The organism is Microbacterium petrolearium, from assembly GCF_054782875.1.
On record NZ_BAAGRQ010000002.1, the window covers coordinates 124,133 to 138,617 of the forward strand.

Annotated in this window: 12 protein-coding genes and 2 tRNA genes; 11 read left to right on the forward strand and 3 right to left on the reverse strand. The window is 71.8% G+C overall.

Going from position 1 to position 14,485, the window contains the following annotated elements; all coding sequences use genetic code 11:
- Positions 1 to 16 precede the first annotated feature (16 nt).
- Complete coding sequence (locus tag ACYVJ0_RS02535) at positions 17 to 235, forward strand: hypothetical protein (RefSeq protein WP_449853756.1); 219 nt, start codon at positions 17 to 19, stop codon at positions 233 to 235.
- Between the two features lie 47 nt (positions 236 to 282).
- On the forward strand, positions 283 to 1,752 hold the full coding sequence (gene cls / locus ACYVJ0_RS02540; RefSeq protein ID WP_460815979.1) for a cardiolipin synthase: 1,470 nt from the start codon (positions 283 to 285) through the stop codon (positions 1,750 to 1,752).
- Between the two features lie 16 nt (positions 1,753 to 1,768).
- Here the strand turns inward: cls and ACYVJ0_RS02545 are convergent, their stop codons facing one another.
- Together ACYVJ0_RS02545 and ACYVJ0_RS02550 are read right to left on the reverse strand one after the other, a co-directional pair.
- Positions 1,769 to 2,797, reverse strand: a complete 1,029-nt coding sequence (locus ACYVJ0_RS02545) for a diacylglycerol/lipid kinase family protein (protein WP_460815788.1) — start codon at positions 2,795 to 2,797, stop codon at positions 1,769 to 1,771.
- Between the two features lie 221 nt (positions 2,798 to 3,018).
- Complete coding sequence (locus ACYVJ0_RS02550) at positions 3,019 to 3,618, reverse strand: GNAT family N-acetyltransferase (RefSeq protein WP_460815790.1); 600 nt, start codon at positions 3,616 to 3,618, stop codon at positions 3,019 to 3,021.
- Between the two features lie 115 nt (positions 3,619 to 3,733).
- On the opposite strand from ACYVJ0_RS02550, the gene ACYVJ0_RS02555 reads away from it, so the two are divergent.
- The 8 genes from ACYVJ0_RS02555 (at position 3,734) to ACYVJ0_RS02590 (ending at position 11,135) form a co-directional block, all read left to right on the forward strand.
- Positions 3,734 to 5,182, forward strand: coding sequence for an HNH endonuclease signature motif containing protein (locus ACYVJ0_RS02555; protein WP_460815791.1), 1,449 nt, complete (start codon positions 3,734 to 3,736; stop codon positions 5,180 to 5,182).
- Positions 5,183 to 5,439: 257 nt separating this feature from the next.
- Positions 5,440 to 5,670, forward strand: coding sequence for a hypothetical protein (locus ACYVJ0_RS02560; protein ID WP_460815792.1), 231 nt, complete (start codon positions 5,440 to 5,442; stop codon positions 5,668 to 5,670).
- 358 nt (positions 5,671 to 6,028) lie between these two features.
- Positions 6,029 to 7,312 (forward strand): serine--tRNA ligase, encoded by a 1,284-nt coding sequence (gene serS / locus ACYVJ0_RS02565; RefSeq protein ID WP_460815794.1) that lies wholly within the window; start codon positions 6,029 to 6,031, stop codon positions 7,310 to 7,312.
- A gap of 87 nt (positions 7,313 to 7,399) precedes the next feature.
- Complete coding sequence (locus ACYVJ0_RS02570; protein WP_460815795.1) at positions 7,400 to 8,221, forward strand: HAD family hydrolase; 822 nt, start codon at positions 7,400 to 7,402, stop codon at positions 8,219 to 8,221.
- Positions 8,222 to 8,361: 140 nt separating this feature from the next.
- A tRNA-Ser gene (locus tag ACYVJ0_RS02575) sits at positions 8,362 to 8,449 on the forward strand.
- Positions 8,450 to 8,462: 13 nt separating this feature from the next.
- Entirely contained in the window at positions 8,463 to 9,794 is a 1,332-nt protein-coding gene (locus ACYVJ0_RS02580) for an LCP family protein (RefSeq protein ID WP_460815797.1), read from the forward strand.
- Positions 9,795 to 9,838: 44 nt separating this feature from the next.
- Positions 9,839 to 9,931: transfer RNA gene (locus ACYVJ0_RS02585), tRNA-Ser, on the forward strand.
- A gap of 229 nt (positions 9,932 to 10,160) precedes the next feature.
- Complete coding sequence (locus ACYVJ0_RS02590) at positions 10,161 to 11,135, forward strand: D-alanyl-D-alanine carboxypeptidase family protein (protein ID WP_460815799.1); 975 nt, start codon at positions 10,161 to 10,163, stop codon at positions 11,133 to 11,135.
- A gap of 40 nt (positions 11,136 to 11,175) precedes the next feature.
- Here the strand turns inward: ACYVJ0_RS02590 and ACYVJ0_RS02595 are convergent, their stop codons facing one another.
- Entirely contained in the window at positions 11,176 to 12,738 is a 1,563-nt protein-coding gene (locus ACYVJ0_RS02595) for a MinD/ParA family ATP-binding protein (RefSeq protein WP_460815800.1), read from the reverse strand.
- A 258-nt stretch (positions 12,739 to 12,996) separates the two neighbouring features.
- Here ACYVJ0_RS02595 and ACYVJ0_RS02600 point away from each other — a divergent pair, with 258 nt between their 5' ends.
- On the forward strand, positions 12,997 to 14,430 hold the full coding sequence (locus ACYVJ0_RS02600) for a glyceraldehyde-3-phosphate dehydrogenase (protein ID WP_460815980.1): 1,434 nt from the start codon (positions 12,997 to 12,999) through the stop codon (positions 14,428 to 14,430).
- Positions 14,431 to 14,485 lie beyond the last annotated feature (55 nt).

A 14,485-nucleotide genomic window follows, 5' to 3' on the forward strand; every position in this document is an offset into this window, starting at 1 on the left:
CGGATAGGATCGACTCGTGGACAGCTACTGGGCAGCCGTGGTGTGGTCGCTGCTGCCGACGATCGCGATCGCGCTCGTCTTCTGGTTCGTGCTGCGCAACATCCTGCGCTTCGACCGCACCGAGCGCCGCGCCTACGCCAAGATCGAGGCCGAGGAGCGCGCCAAGCGCGGCCTTCCGCCCCGCGCCGACGCCGGCTCCGCGAGCACCCAGGGCGCTGCGCCCGGATCCGAGTGACGCGCACGCGCCCGGTACGCTGAGGCGAGGAGGGGCGCGTGGACTTTCTGGACTGGCTGTGGGGAGCACTCGGCGCGTCGTGGTGGGCGATCATCGTCTGGATCGTCGACATGGCCATCCGCATCGTGGCCGTGCTCATCGTGCCCGCCAATCGCAAGCCCACCTCGGCCATGGCGTGGCTGCTCGCCATCTTCCTGCTGCCGATCCCCGGCATCCTGCTGTTCATCCTCATCGGCAGCCCGCGCCTGCCGCGTGACAAGCGGCGGCGCCAGGCGCAGACGAACGAGTACCTGCGCGAGGTGAACGACATGCTCGAGGGCGGCAGCCTGCGCCCCGGGCAGCCGGAGTGGTTCACGGCGCTCGTGCGCATGAACCGCGAGCTCGGCGCCCTGCCGATCTCGGGCGACAACGGCGTGCGGATCATCTCGGACTACCAGCAGAGCCTCGACGAGATGGCCGCCGACATCCGCCGCGCCCGCTCGTACGTGCACGTGGAGTTCTACATTCTGAAGTCCGACGCGGCGACCGACGGGTTCTTCCGCGCGCTCGAGGACGCCTGCGCCCGCGGCGTGCAGGTGCGCGTGCTGCTGGATCACTGGGCGAACCTCGTCAAGCCGCACCACCGCCGCACGATCCGCCGCCTCACGGCGATGGGGGCCGACTGGCGCTTCGCCCTGCCCATCCAGCCGCTGCGCGGCAAGTGGCAGCGGCCCGACCTGCGCAACCACCGCAAGCTCGTCGTCGTCGACGGCGTGGTGGCCTACCTCGGGTCGCAGAACATCACCGATCGCACCTACAACCTGCGCGCCAACATCCGCCGAGGCCTGCGCTGGGTCGACGTGATGGTGCGGCTGGACGGGCCCGTCGTCTCGAGCGTCGACGCCGTGTTCCTCTCCGACTGGTTCAGCGAGACCTACAGCGTGCCCGACGGCGTGGACCTGCGCGAGATGCCGTCCGGATCGGGCGACCTCGACTGCCAGGTGGTGCCCTCGGGGCCCGGGTTCGAGGTGGAAAACAACCTGCGCCTGTTCCTCTCGCTGATGTACGCGGCGCGCGAGAAGATCATCATGATCAGCCCGTACTTCGTGCCGGACGAGGCCCTGCTGCTCGCGGTGTCGTCGGCGTGCGACCGCGGCGTGCAGGTGGAGCTGTTCGTCTCGGAGGTGGGGGATCAGGCGGTCGTCTACCACGCGCAGCGCAGCTACTACGAGGCGCTGCTGAAGGCGGGCGTGCGCATCTGGCTGTATCGCAAGCCCTACATCCTGCACACCAAGGGGCTCACGATCGACGATGAGGTCGCCGTGATCGGCTCGAGCAACATGGACATGCGCTCGTTCGGTCTCAACCTGGAGATCTCGCTGCTCGTGCGCGGCGAGGAGTTCGTGCGCCAGATGCGCGAGGTGGAGGACACCTACCGCGGCCTCAGCCGCGAGCTCACGCTCGACGAGTGGATGCGTCAGCCGCTGCGCTCCCGCGTGCTCGACAACCTCGCGCGGCTGACCTCGGCGCTGCAGTAGGGCCGTTCGCGCCGGATCAGATCGCGGCGATCGGGTGGCCCTTCGGGACCGCGGCGAGCAGACCGCCGGGGTGCACCGTGCAGTCCATGCGCGTGGCCGCGCCGAACTCGTCGCCGTCCAGCTCGATGGGCTGCGGATCGGGCGTGGCCGTCTCGATGTCGGTGGCCTGCAGGTACCGCACCGACGTGTCGTGCCGCCGCTCCACGATCCGTCGGCCGGCGCGGAAGCGCCGCAGCACCGAGTTGTCCCACCACACCTTGCGCCACACGCCCAGCCAGCCGAACACCCCCGTCGGCTGGATGATGGCGACATCGAGCGTGCCGTCGAGGATCGAGGCGTCGGGGATGAGCGCGATCCCGCCGGGCAGCGCGCCGCAGTTGGCGACGAGGATGCTCTGCACGCGCGCCGAGTGGATGCGCGTGAGCGTGCGCGTGGCCGTCTTCGATCCGGGGCGTGGATCGGTCTGGTAGACCACGCGGAACGGCTCGGCGCCGATGAGCGAGCGCGCCGCCCCGTCGACGTACGCCACCCAGCCGACGGCCCTCTTCAGGTCGGCCTTCGTGTTCGCGATCATCGCCGCGTCCAGCCCCATGCCGGCCATGACGACGAACGCGTGCTCCTCGGTGGCGCCGTCGGCCCGCAGCAGCCGCGCGATGCCGATGTCGACCGGCACGGTCTCGCCCTCGAACGCGGCGCGCACCATCTCCTGCTGATCGCCCAGCGGCAGCAGCAGGTTGCGGGCGAGCAGGTTGCCCGTGCCGCTGGGCACGATCGCGAGCGGCACGCCGGATCCGTCCATCACCTCGGCCACGGCGCGCACCGTGCCGTCGCCGCCGGCCACGAGCACGGCCGCCGCCCCCTGCGCCAGGGCCTCGCGCGTGATCCCCTGCCCGGGGTCCTCCACGCTCGTCTCGAGCAGGATCGGCTCACCCCATCCGGAGCGCGCGGACTGCGCCTCGACGAGCGCGCGCAGCTTGGCGCCGTTCACCTTCGACGGGTTGTACACGAGCGCGGCCCGCCGTGTGCGTGCGTCGGTCTGGGCCATGTCGTCAGCCTATTCCGGGGTGCCGCGGGTGACCGGTTGCTGCACCTCATCGGCTGCACTCAATCGGTTGCTGAACGTAGCGAGCGCCAGCGAGCGAAGATGAAGCGACCACCGCAAGCCCGCCGCGGCTACCGATTCGCCCGCCGTCGCCCATCCACGGCCCGCGGCGCGAACATCTCCACGGTGATCCCGCTCAGCAGCTCTCCCGGCTCGACATCGAGCTATCCCCGCCACTCCTCGGCCAGCAGCGCGTACGTGTACCCGTCCATCCACTCGCCGGAGCGGTGCAGGCTGTCGCGCACGGCGTGGGCCTCGCGACGCATGCCGAGGCGCTCCATGAGGCGCCACGAGGGCTCGTTCGCCGCGAAGCAGTTCGCGGTCACGCGGCGCAGGCCGAGCGGGCCGAAGCAGAGGCCGATCGCGGCGCGCACGGCCTCGGTGGCGTAGCCCCGGCCCTGGAAGGCGGGGTCGAGGGTCCAGCCGATCTCGGCCTGCACGCCGCGCGCCTGCGCGACCACCTCGGCCTGCGCCCACGCGTCCTCGACCTTGATCATGAGGTCGCCGATCACGGTGCCCTCCTCGGGGAGGACGATCGAGACCAGCGACGGGCTGTTGCGGCGCATGCGCGCGCGGTGCCCGTCGAGGGTGTCGGGCGCGCCGCCGATCCACATGCCCACCTCGGGCAGCCGGCGGAACGCCCACATCGCGTCGATGTCGGCCGGCGTCACGCGGCGCAGCAGCAGGCGCTCGGTGCGGATGGGCCAGTCCACGGCCCGCAGCGGATCGGCGACGAGGGCGCTCTCGGTGGCGGGGTGCTCCATCCCGTCACGGTATCGCGCGGGTCGGATTCCGCCGATGCGGGAGGCCGTTGACCGGGTTATCCACAGACTCGAAGATTTCTTCGAAAGTGTCGGTGGTTGGTGGGACGATGGGGGTATGTCGACGCCCACGGTCTCATCCTGGTTCCCCACCCCGGGGGAGCAGGAGCGCGCGCGTGTGCTCATCGGCTCGGTGGCCCGGATCGAGCAGGAGATCAATCGGCTGGAGGCGCGGAAGGCGCGGCTGCTGGCGCTGCTCGTCGACGACGTGATCGCGCAGCAGGCGAGGTCGGCTCCGGGCGTCTCGGATGACCTGCCGATGCGGTCGGCTGCCGCCGAGATCGCCGCGGTCTCGGGCGTCGGGCAGCGCACGATGATGGCGCGGATGAGCGAGTCGTGGACGCTGCGCGAGCGGTTCCCGGCGACGCTCGCGGCGATGGACGCCGGCGACCTGTCGCGTCGGCATGCGTCGGTGATCGTCGACGAGGGGCTGCGGCTCGGCGACGACGCGTCCCGCGCCGCCTACGAGGAGCAGGCGATCCCCGCGGCGAAGTCGGGCACCGTGGCAGCCGCGCGAGAGGCGTGCCGGCGCTTCGCGGAGGCGGCACAGCCGGTTGCCCTGGCCGAGCGGCATCGCGAGGCGCGTCAGCAGCGGGGCGTGTTCGTGCGCCCTCTGGAGGACGGCATGGCCGAGCTGTGCCTCGTGGCCTCCGCCCCGCTGGTGCAGGGTGCGCACGACCGGCTGACGCAGATGGCGAAGTCCGTGAAGCGCGCAGCAACGAGGGGCGCTGGCGGTGCGGATGCCGCACGCGAGGGGCTCGCGTCTGCCGGAGCGCCCACCGTCGACTCGTCCCGCGGTGAGGCCGCCGAGCCCTCGAGCGCGGCATCCGATGCGCGCACCCTCGATCAGCTTCGGGCCGACATCGCCGTCGACCTTCTCCTGTCGGGAGCCCCGCAAGCGCACGTTGCGCACGACGCCACCGGAGCGAACGCGCTCGACGGCATCCGCGGCACGGTCCAGGTGACGATCCCGGTGCGCACGGTCATCGGGATCGGAGAGGATGCCGCGTTCCTCGCGGGGTACGGCCCGATCGACTCCGACACCGCCCGTCGGCTCGCGGCGTCGGCCCCGGGATGGGAGCGGCTGTTCCGCGATCCCGACACGGGGGCGCTGCGCGCCGCCGACCACTATCTGCCGACCGCAGCGCAGCGCCGGTTCCTGCACGCGCGTGACGAGCACTGCAGGTTCCCGGGGTGCCGGCTGCCGGCCAGGCGATGCGACATCGACCACACGGTCGCCTTCGCGGAAGGCGGGCGCACGAGCGTCGCGAACCTCGGTGTGCTCTGCCGCGGACACCACGTGCTCAAGCACAACTCGCCGTGGCGCGTGCGGCAGCGCGAGGACGGCGAGCTCGAGTGGATCAGTCCCACCGGTCGCAGGATCGTCGACCGGCCCGAATCGGCCGTGCGGTTCGTCGATTCGGCCGAATCCGACGCCGCCGCGGTCGGCGTCACGGTGGCGTCCGCACGATCGAACGCTCCGTCCGGTGATCCGCCGATCCCCTGATTGGCTGACCCGCCGATCCGCTGATCCGCTCCGCCGGCCTGCGGTGGTTCTCCGCGCTGCCCTGCGACGACACGTGCCCTGGGAGCGTATCGAGCAGCTCATCGCGTTGCGTACCGGGACCCGGTCGTCGAACTGAACCTCAGATCGCCGTGGTCGGTGCACACGCAACGCCGATGCCGCATCCGCGCGCCCGCGTCAATGCCCTCCCGATGCGCCCGCGGCGGCGCGAGGCTGGCAGGCGAACAAGGAGGTACGACATGACGCACAACGACGACCGCCGCGATCTCGCGAACGACCGCGTCAGCGAGGATCCGGAACTGCCCCTCGGTGAGGATCCGGTCATCGGCGAGGACTCCGAGCTGCCGGCCGGCGAGGATCCGGTGGACGGGGAGCACGCGCCGGTGGACGCCGACGACGGGGGAACGCCGACCGACGACCGCGAGCCCCTGCCCGACGACCACGCGCCCGGCGCGGGGGAGCGGGAGTAGGCGGGCACCCGCGGGCCATCGATCGAGAGGACATCCCGGTTCGAGAGGACGGATCCATCCCGATCCCTCCTCGGGAACGGGGATCTCCTCTCGAACCGGGGCCTCCTCGTGAACCGGGTTCTCCTCGAACCGGTGCCCTCTCGGCCGGAACCGCCACCACTCGAGAGGGAATCCCGGTTCGAGAGGACGGATCCGTCCCGATCCCTCCTCGGAAGCCGGGATCTCCTCGCGAACCTGTGACCTCGAGTCCGGGTCCCCCGGAACCGGGCCCTCGACGACGGCCGACGCTCGCCGACACCCGACGACCGACCACCCGACACCCGACAACCCGCACCGGCCCGCGCCCTAGACTTGACGCGTGATCGATCCGGCCCTTCTGCGTGAGAACCCCGACCTCGTCATCCGCTCGCAGGTGGCCCGCGGGCACTCGCCCGAGACGGTCGAGCAGGCGGTGGAGGCCGAGAAGGCCCGCCGCGCCGCGCTGACGGCGTTCGAGGAGCTGCGCGCCGAGCAGAACGCGTTCGGCAAGACGGTGGCGCAGGCGCCCAAGGACGAGAAGCCGGCGCTCGTCGCGCAGGCCAAGGAGCTCGCCGCCAAGGTCAAGGACGCGCAGCAGGCCGCGAACCAGGCCGAGGAGGCGTTCGCCAAGGCGATGGCGCTTATCGAGAACGTCGTGATCGACGGCGTTCCGGAGGGCGGCGAGGACGACTTCGTCACGCTGCGCGAGGTCGGCGAGATCCGCACCTTCGATCCCGCCGAGTTCCCCGACGGCCCCCTCGACCACCTCTCGCTCGGCGAGAAGCTCGGCGCCATCGACATGGAGCGCGGCGCCAAGGTCTCGGGCGCCCGGTTCTACTTCCTCAAGGGCGTGGGCGCGCGGCTCGAGATCGCGCTCATGAACTACGCGCTCAGCGTGGCGCTCGAGCAGGACTTCACCCCCATGATCACGCCCACGCTCGTGCGGCCCGACATCATGGCCGGCACGGGCTTCCTCGGCGCGCACGCCGACGAGATCTACCACCTCGAAGAGGACGACATGTACCTGGTGGGCACGAGCGAGGTCGCGCTCGCGGGGTACCACAAGGGCGAGATCATCGACCTGTCGAAGGGGCCCGTCCGCTACGCCGGCTGGTCCACGTGCTACCGCCGCGAGGCCGGATCGCACGGCAAGGACACCCGCGGCATCATCCGCGTGCACCAGTTCAACAAGCTCGAGATGTTCTCGTACACCACCCCCGAGGATGCCGAGGCCGAGCACGAGCGCCTGCTCGCGCTCGAGGAGCGCGTGCTGCAGTCGCTCGGCCTCGCCTACCGCGTGATCGACGTGGCGGCGGGGGATCTGGGATCCAGCGCCGCCCGCAAGTACGACACCGAGGCGTGGGTGCCCACGCAGGGCGCGTACCGCGAGCTCACCTCCACCTCCAACTGCACGACGTACCAGGCCCGCCGGCTCGACGTGCGCCACCGCCCGGAGGAGGGCGGTCGCACCGAGCACGTGGCCACGCTGAACGGCACGCTCGCCACCACCCGGTGGATCGTCGCGCTGCTCGAGACGCACCAGCAGCCCGATGGATCGGTGAAGGTGCCGGCCCCGCTCGTGCCGTACATGGGCGGCCTCGAGGTGCTCGAGCCCGTCGCGTAGGCACGCCCGCCGCGTCCGAGAGCACCGGAATCGGCGCGGCCGAGAGCCCGGAACCGGCCCGTCCGGGGCTCCCCATAGACTGGCGGCATGAGCTCTGCAACCCGTCGTCTTGTGGCCCTGGACATCGACGGGACGGTCCTCCTCGAGGACGAGACGTTCAGCCCGGGCGTCGTCGACGCCGTGCACGCGGCCGTCGCGGGCGGGCACCTCGTCACCCTCGCCACGGGCCGCAGCTGGGAGGCGACCTCGCACGTGCTGCGCGGCCTCGACATCCAGCCCGAGTACGTCGTCTGCTCGAACGGCGCCGCCATCCTGATCCGCGACGACGCCTCGGAATCCGGCTACATCCGCCACTTCACCGAGCAGTTCGACTGCACCGATGTGATCGAGCTGCTCGAGACGCACCTGCCCGACGCCAACTACCTCGTCGAGCTGCCCGACGGGTCGCGCCTCTACACGCACTACGTGGACGACTGGGGCCTGCACCGCGCGAACGCGAAGCAGGTCGACCTGGCCGACATGAAGGGCCTCATGGTCTCGCGCGTCGTCGTCGTCTCGCCCGAGCACACCGAGGCCGACTTCGTCGAGATGGTCGACAGGATGGGCCTCAACCAGGTCTCGTACGCGGTGGGCTGGACGGCCTGGCTCGACATCGCGCCCAAGGGCGTCGACAAGAGCACCGCGCTGGCGCGGGTGTGCGAGCTGACGGGCTTCGCCGCCGCCGACGTCGTCGTGATCGGCGACGGCCGCAACGACATCGGGATGTTCCGCTGGGCGGCCGAGAACGGCGGCCGCGCCTTCGCCATGGGCCAGGCGCCCGAAGAGGTCAGCCACGAGGCGACCGACATCACCGACGACGTCGAGGACGGCGGCGTCGCGACGGCATTCCAGACGCTCGGCCTCGCCTGAACGGGCCGATCGCGGGGTCTCCCGTGCGCCCTGTGAACTCTGTGTGAACCGCGGCCCGTCGTACAGAGTTCCCCCAGATCGCGCCGGGAGAATGGCCGCCGGATCCGTCCACTAGACTTGGGTGCCCGGCGGAGACGCCTGGAGGGTTGTCCGAGCGGCCGAAGGATCTGGTCTTGAAAACCAGTGGGCAGCGATGTCCCGTGGGTTCGAATCCCACACCCTCCGCCATGAAAGGGATCGGATGAGCGAGTCGTCGAAGCGCCACGCGCGCCGCACGGTGGCGCGGCACGGGCAGCTGCCGAAGTCCAACCCCGTGCGCCAGGCGCTCGCGTTCGTCGCCATCGCCCTGTCCACCGTGCTCGTCGCGGGCCTCGGCGTGATCGGCTACATCGTCTACGACCTCACCTCCACGTTCGCGTCGGAGAACACCGTCGACCTCGACGGCCAGACCGAGGCCCCCGCGATCGCCGAGCTCGACAACCGGGGTTTCAACATCCTGCTCGCCGGCCTCGACGTGTGCGACTGGGAGCACCAGGAGATCATGGGCAATCGCTGCTCCGATGATCCCGACGACTACGGCGAGAACGGGCTGGAGCTCGACAGTGCGCGCAGCGACGTGCTCATGCTCATGCACATCTCGCCCGCGCCGCGTCGCGTCACCGTGGTGAGCTTTCCGCGCGACCTCGTCACCTACATCCCGCGCTGCGAGGACGAAGAGGGCAACGTCGGCGGCGACGGGCGCGAGATGATCAACGCCGCGTACTCCTACGGCGGGCTCAGCTGCACCGTGAGCGCCGTCGAGGAGCTCACCGGCCAGACGATCGACCACGCCGCGAGCGTGACCTGGGGCGGGGTGATCGACATCACCAACGCGATCGGGGGCGTCACCGTGTGCGTGGCGGGCGGGATCCACGATCCCAAGGCAGGCGCGTACTTCGAGGCCGGCGAGAACACGATCAGCGGAGACCGCGCGCTGGCGTTCCTGCGGACCCGCGCCGGAGTCGACGACGGCAGCGACATCGCCCGCATCAGCAACCAGCAGGTGTTCATGTCGGCCCTCGTGAACAAGGTCGTGAGCCCCGAGGTGCTGGGCAACATGGGCACCGTCTACAACCTGGCGCGCGCCGTGGTCGAGAACATCGAGAAGACCCCGGCGCTGGCCGACCCCATCTACCTCGCGCAGCTCGCGCTCGCCGTGAAGGACGTGCAGTACCAGGACTTCGTCTTCGTGCAGTACCCCGTGTTCGTCGATCCGGCCGACGCCAACCGCCGCATCCCCGACGAGGAATCCGCCACGCAGCTGTTCGAGGCCATCAACGCGAACGTGCCCATCCAGGTGACCGCCGAGGGAACCGGATCGGTCTCCGAGGACGAGGCGCAGGGCGGCACCGGAGAGGGCGAGCAGGCTCCGCCGCCCGAGGAGAACGTCGCGCCCCCGGAGGGCACGGCCGCGGCCCCGGAGGACGGCGCGGCCCCGACGCCCGAGGAGAGCGCCGGACCCGTGGAGCTCGGCTCGAACATCCCCGGGCAGACCGCCGCCGACCGACGGTGCTCCGCCGGAAATGCCGGCTGACGAGATCGGGTAGCATGGACGGGTGCACCCGTTCGCGGGTGACTGGAGACGTCGCATAGTCAGGCCTAGTGCACCACCCTGCTAAGGTGGAGTCCCCTTTAAGGGGACCGAGGGTTCAAATCCCTCCGTCTCCGCCACGCGAGAAGGGCCCCCGGGATGGGGGCCCTTCTCGCGTTTCCGGGGGATGCTGCGGGATTTGAGGAGGAGCGCGCACGGATGCGCGCGACGGGGTCCCTCCGTCTCCGCCACGCGAGAAGGGCCCCCGGGATGGGGGCCCTTCTCGCGTTTCCGGGGGATGCTGCGGAGGTGTCGGAACGCGGGTCCGACACCGGGACATCCGTCGGGTTGTGTCATTGTGGAGGTGACATGGAACCCGACGTCGACGCCCGCCCGAGGCGCCCGTTCAGTGCGCGCCGGCGCCGGCGCCTCGCGCGCACGATCGTCATCGCCGTCGTCGCGGTCGTGCTCGGCTCGGGCGCGGTCGGGATCACGAACGCCCTGCTGGGTGACACGGGCGACGCGCCCAGCGCCGTCGCCGAGGCGGCTCCCGAGGCCGCCGACGGGCTCGACCCGGCGCTGATCGCCTGGCCGAAGCAGGGCACCGCGGCGGTGGCCGTGGGCAGCGGCGAGGTGCACGTCGCCGCGGATCAGCCCGTGCCGATGGCGAGCATCACGAAGCTGATCACCGCGCTGATGGTCCTGGAGGAGCGTCCCTTCGCGCCCGGCGAGCCGGGCGACGTGTACCACTTCATCTCGCGCTGGAACGCCTCGTACGAGGAGTACCTGGCCAGGGGAGAGTCGGCGCTGCCCGTGCCGGCCGGCGGCACGCTCACGCAGTACCAGCTGCTGCAGGGCATGCTGATGGGATCGGCCTGCAACTACGCCGACATCCTCGTGACGGAGATCTGGGGCGACGACGCCGCGTTCGCGGCGGCCGCAGGCGCCTTCCTCGTCGAGAACGGACTGGACGGCATCGTCGTCGTCGAGCCGACCGGCATCGATCCGGCCGACACCGCGACGGCGGCCGCGCTCATCGGGCTCGGACGGCTCGCCATGGCGGACCCCGTGATCGCCGAGATCGTCGCCACCCCCGCCGTGGAGCTGCCCGGCGCCGGGCTCGTCGAGAACACGAACGAGCTCCTCGCCGATCCCGGCGTCGTCGGCATCAAGACCGGCACCCTCGAGAAGAGCAACCTGCTCTCGGCCAAGGACATCGTCACCGCGCAGGGCACGGTGCGCGTGTACGTCGCCGCGCTCGGCCAGCCCGACGACGAGGCGCGCTTCTCGGTCTCCCGCGACCTGTACCGCTCCGTCGAGGCGCAGCTCGGCGCCACCGGCTGACGCGCCGGCGCGCCGCGTCAGCTCCCGAGGCCGCGGGCCCTCAGCCCCCGAGGCCGCGGGCGATCGCGGCGGCGGCGCCGAGCCAGGCGCGCTGGGTCTCGGGCCGCAGCACGCGGTAGTGCAGCTGGGCGGCGCCCATGCCCGGGTCGAAGGGGATGCGCACGACCTCGCGCACGAGCTCGCGGTAGCCGTCCTCGATCCGGCGCAGCTCGGCGGCCGTGGCCTTCTCGTCCGACTGGCTCACGATCGCCACGGCGTTGCGCGAGAGGGCGGCCGAGCGCTCGTCGCGCTCCGCGAGCGCCTCGAGCAGCAGCGCGCCGGCCTCGGCGTGCTCGGCGCGCGACGACGTGGCGACGACGAGCTGATCGGTGTGGTCGATCATCCGCAGCCACATGGGGTCGGACTCGTCGTTGCCCGAGTCCATGACGATGAGGCGGTAGTACTTGGCGGCGACGTCGTGGATGCGGTCCACATCCTCCGACGACACGCGCTGCTGGCTGGCGAGCACCATCGGCTGCGAGCGCAGCACGTCGTAGCGGTCGCGCGACTGGTGGTGAACGAAGCGCGCGAGCTCGGCGGACTGTGCGTCGGTGGACAGCAGCCGCTCGGTCTCGGGCAGCAGGTCGTGCAGCGTGGCGTCGTGCGGCCCCTGCTCGGTGCGCCAGCCCAGCGTGCCGCGCGTCTGGTTGTTGTCCCACGCCAGCACGCCGGCGCCGCCGTAGCGGGCGAAGACCGCCGAGAGCAGGATCGTGGTGGGCGTCTTGTTCGCGCCGCCCTTTCCGTTCACGACGGCGATCGTGCGCGGGCCGGGCCAGTGCTGCGAGACGGCGGCCTGATCCTCGCGCTCGGCGCGCTCGGCCGCGCTCGGCGGCACCCGCATGCCGGCCCGCGCGAGCGCGCCGCGGAAGCCGCGCGTGGCGGGCTCCTCGAGGCGCTCGGGCGCGATGAACGACCGGCGCGTCTGCGGCGTGATCTGGCGGGCCACCGGCATGGCGGCGGGCGGGGTCGCGCCGGCCGGGGTCGGCAGCGGCAGGGGCGCGGGCGACGGCTGCGGGGCGACGACCGGGGCGTGGCCGTCGGCTGCCTGCGCCTCGTCGGCGGGCGCGGCGGCCGGGGCGGGCGCGGGGGCGGCGGGCTCGGGCGCCTGGGCCGCGGCGGAGGCCGGATCGACCGGCACGGCGGGGGCGTCGGCGTCCTGGATCGGCTCGGGCCCGAGCGGCGGCGCGGTGATCGGCGTGCCGGCCGTGTCGGCGGGCAGGTGGCTCGAGCGGCGCGGGCCGGCGAACGCCGAGCCGTCGGCCTCGCCCCGGCCCTGCTCGGGGGCGACGACGGGCGCCGGCTCGTCGGCGGGCTCCTCGGCCGCGTCGACCTTGCCGTCCGGGTGCACGATGAGGGGCCACGTCGCGTCGGGCTCCTCGACCGTGACGCGCACGGGGCGCTGGAGGCGCTGGGCGGTCTCGGCGCAGAAGCGCACGACCTCGCGGCGGGCGTTCTCGGCGGAGTCCGTGGCGATCGGGTGCTCGGTGTCGTTCATCGTGAGCACGCCGTTTCCGGTCGCGTCGATGCGCGCGGCGATGACCGGCCACGTGGGTACGTACTGCATGTGATCCCCCTCGGACGCGACCCGCGAGCGGGCCTTGCGATATTCCCCCTAAGCCTACGGCGTCGCTCCCCGGGCACCCGGATCCGATTCCCTTGCGTCCTGCGAAAGAACGTCGGTTCTTGCGCGCGCCGGCGGCGGCAAGACGGCGCCGGGCATTCCTAGGCTGGCAACGCAGATCGCCACAAGCGAAGGAGTGACGTGGGCGCGTACGAAGAGCAGCAGTCGGCGTGGACCGCGCGGGAGGAGCTCGCGGAGCGGATGATCCCCGTGATCGGGCGCCTGCATCGCGACCACGGCGTCGTCCCCTCGATCCACGGCCGGCGCCTCGTCGGCGGCTCGCCCGTCGACATCCTGAAGGCGCATCGCTTCGCGCGGCAGACCGACGAGGAGGCGCTCGATCCGGCCAAGACCCTCGCGGTGCTCGAGACGCTCGAGAGCCTCGATCTCGGTGCCGCATCGATCGACATCGCGCGCCTCATCGCCCGGTTCGACGCGCAGGGCGGTTCGTACGAGCCCGCGGCCCTGGCCGACTTCCTGCGCGTCGAGCTGGCTGAGGTGGTCGGGGCCCAGGCGCCCGCGCCGACCGACGTGGTGCTCTACGGCTTCGGGCGCATCGGCCGCCTCATCGCGCGCATCCTCATCGCGCACGCCGGGCGCGCGTCCGGGCTGCGGCTGCGCGCGATCGTCGTGCGCGGGGGCGGCGACGGCGACCTGCGCAAGCGCGCGAGCCTCCTGCGCCGCGACTCGGTGCACGGCCCGTTCCAGGGGTCCATCGAGGTCGACGAGCGCAACAGCACGATCCTCGCCAACGGCACCCTCATCCAGGTGATCCACTCCGACGATCCGGCCGCCGTCGACTACGCGCGCTACGGGATCCGCGACGCGATCGTCGTCGACAACACGGGGCGCTGGCGCGACGAGGAGGGCCTGGCGCAGCACCTGCGGTCGAAGGGCGTGGCGCGCGTGCTGCTGACCGCGCCGGGCAAGGGCGCCGTCAAGAACATCGTCGCGGGCGTGAACGGCGACGACATCGAGCCCCGCGACGCGATCGTGTCGGCCGCCTCGTGCACGACGAACGCGATCACGCCCGTGCTCGCCGTGCTCGACGAGGCCTACGGCATCGAGCGCGGGCACGTCGAGACCGTGCACTCGTTCACGAACGACCAGAACCTCATCGACAACTTCCACAGGGGAGACCGGCGCGGCCGGGCCGCGACGCTCAACTTGGTCATCACCGAGACCGGGGCGGCGAAGGCCGTGGCGAAGGCGCTGCCGCAGCTGAAGGGCAAGCTCACGGGATCGGCGATCCGCGTGCCGACGCCCGACGTCTCGCTCGCGATCCTCAACCTGCGGCTGGGGCGCGCCGTCACCCGCGACGAGATCAACGCGCACCTGCGGCGCACCTCGCTCACCTCGCCGCTGCGCCCGCAGATCGACTACATCGAGTCGCCCGAGGTGGTCTCGAGCGACTTCGTGGGCAGCAGCAGGGCCGGCGTCGTCGACGGGCTCGCGACGATCGCCGACGGCGACGAGAACGTGGTGCTCTACGTCTGGTACGACAACGAATTCGGCTACTCGTGCCAGGTGGTGCGCGTGCTCGAGCGGATGGCGGGGGCCCACCCCGTCGTGCTCCCCGAGCGCGATCCCGTGGCCGTGGAGGCCGTGCCCGACACGGTGTCGGCCGCCGTCTGAAGGGCCCGGCCCGGGGCGGTTCCCGGTGGGCGCGCGGACGCACTCCACTACCCTG

Excerpts from the sequence above, each read along its gene's own strand:
- ACYVJ0_RS02545 (WP_460815788.1), bottom strand. The coding sequence starts at position 2,797 with ATGGCCCAGACCGACGCACGCACACGGCGGGCCGCGCTCGTGTACAAC.
- ACYVJ0_RS02550 (WP_460815790.1), bottom strand. The coding sequence starts at position 3,618 with ATGGAGCACCCCGCCACCGAGAGCGCCCTCGTCGCCGATCCGCTGCGG.
- ACYVJ0_RS02555 (WP_460815791.1), top strand. The coding sequence starts at position 3,734 with ATGTCGACGCCCACGGTCTCATCCTGGTTCCCCACCCCGGGGGAGCAG.
- ACYVJ0_RS02560 (WP_460815792.1), top strand. The coding sequence starts at position 5,440 with ATGACGCACAACGACGACCGCCGCGATCTCGCGAACGACCGCGTCAGC.
- ACYVJ0_RS02570 (WP_460815795.1), top strand. The coding sequence starts at position 7,400 with ATGAGCTCTGCAACCCGTCGTCTTGTGGCCCTGGACATCGACGGGACG.
- ACYVJ0_RS02580 (WP_460815797.1), top strand. The coding sequence starts at position 8,463 with ATGAGCGAGTCGTCGAAGCGCCACGCGCGCCGCACGGTGGCGCGGCAC.
- ACYVJ0_RS02590 (WP_460815799.1), top strand. The coding sequence starts at position 10,161 with ATGGAACCCGACGTCGACGCCCGCCCGAGGCGCCCGTTCAGTGCGCGC.
- ACYVJ0_RS02595 (WP_460815800.1), bottom strand. The coding sequence starts at position 12,738 with ATGCAGTACGTACCCACGTGGCCGGTCATCGCCGCGCGCATCGACGCG.
- ACYVJ0_RS02600 (WP_460815980.1), top strand. The coding sequence starts at position 12,997 with ATGATCCCCGTGATCGGGCGCCTGCATCGCGACCACGGCGTCGTCCCC.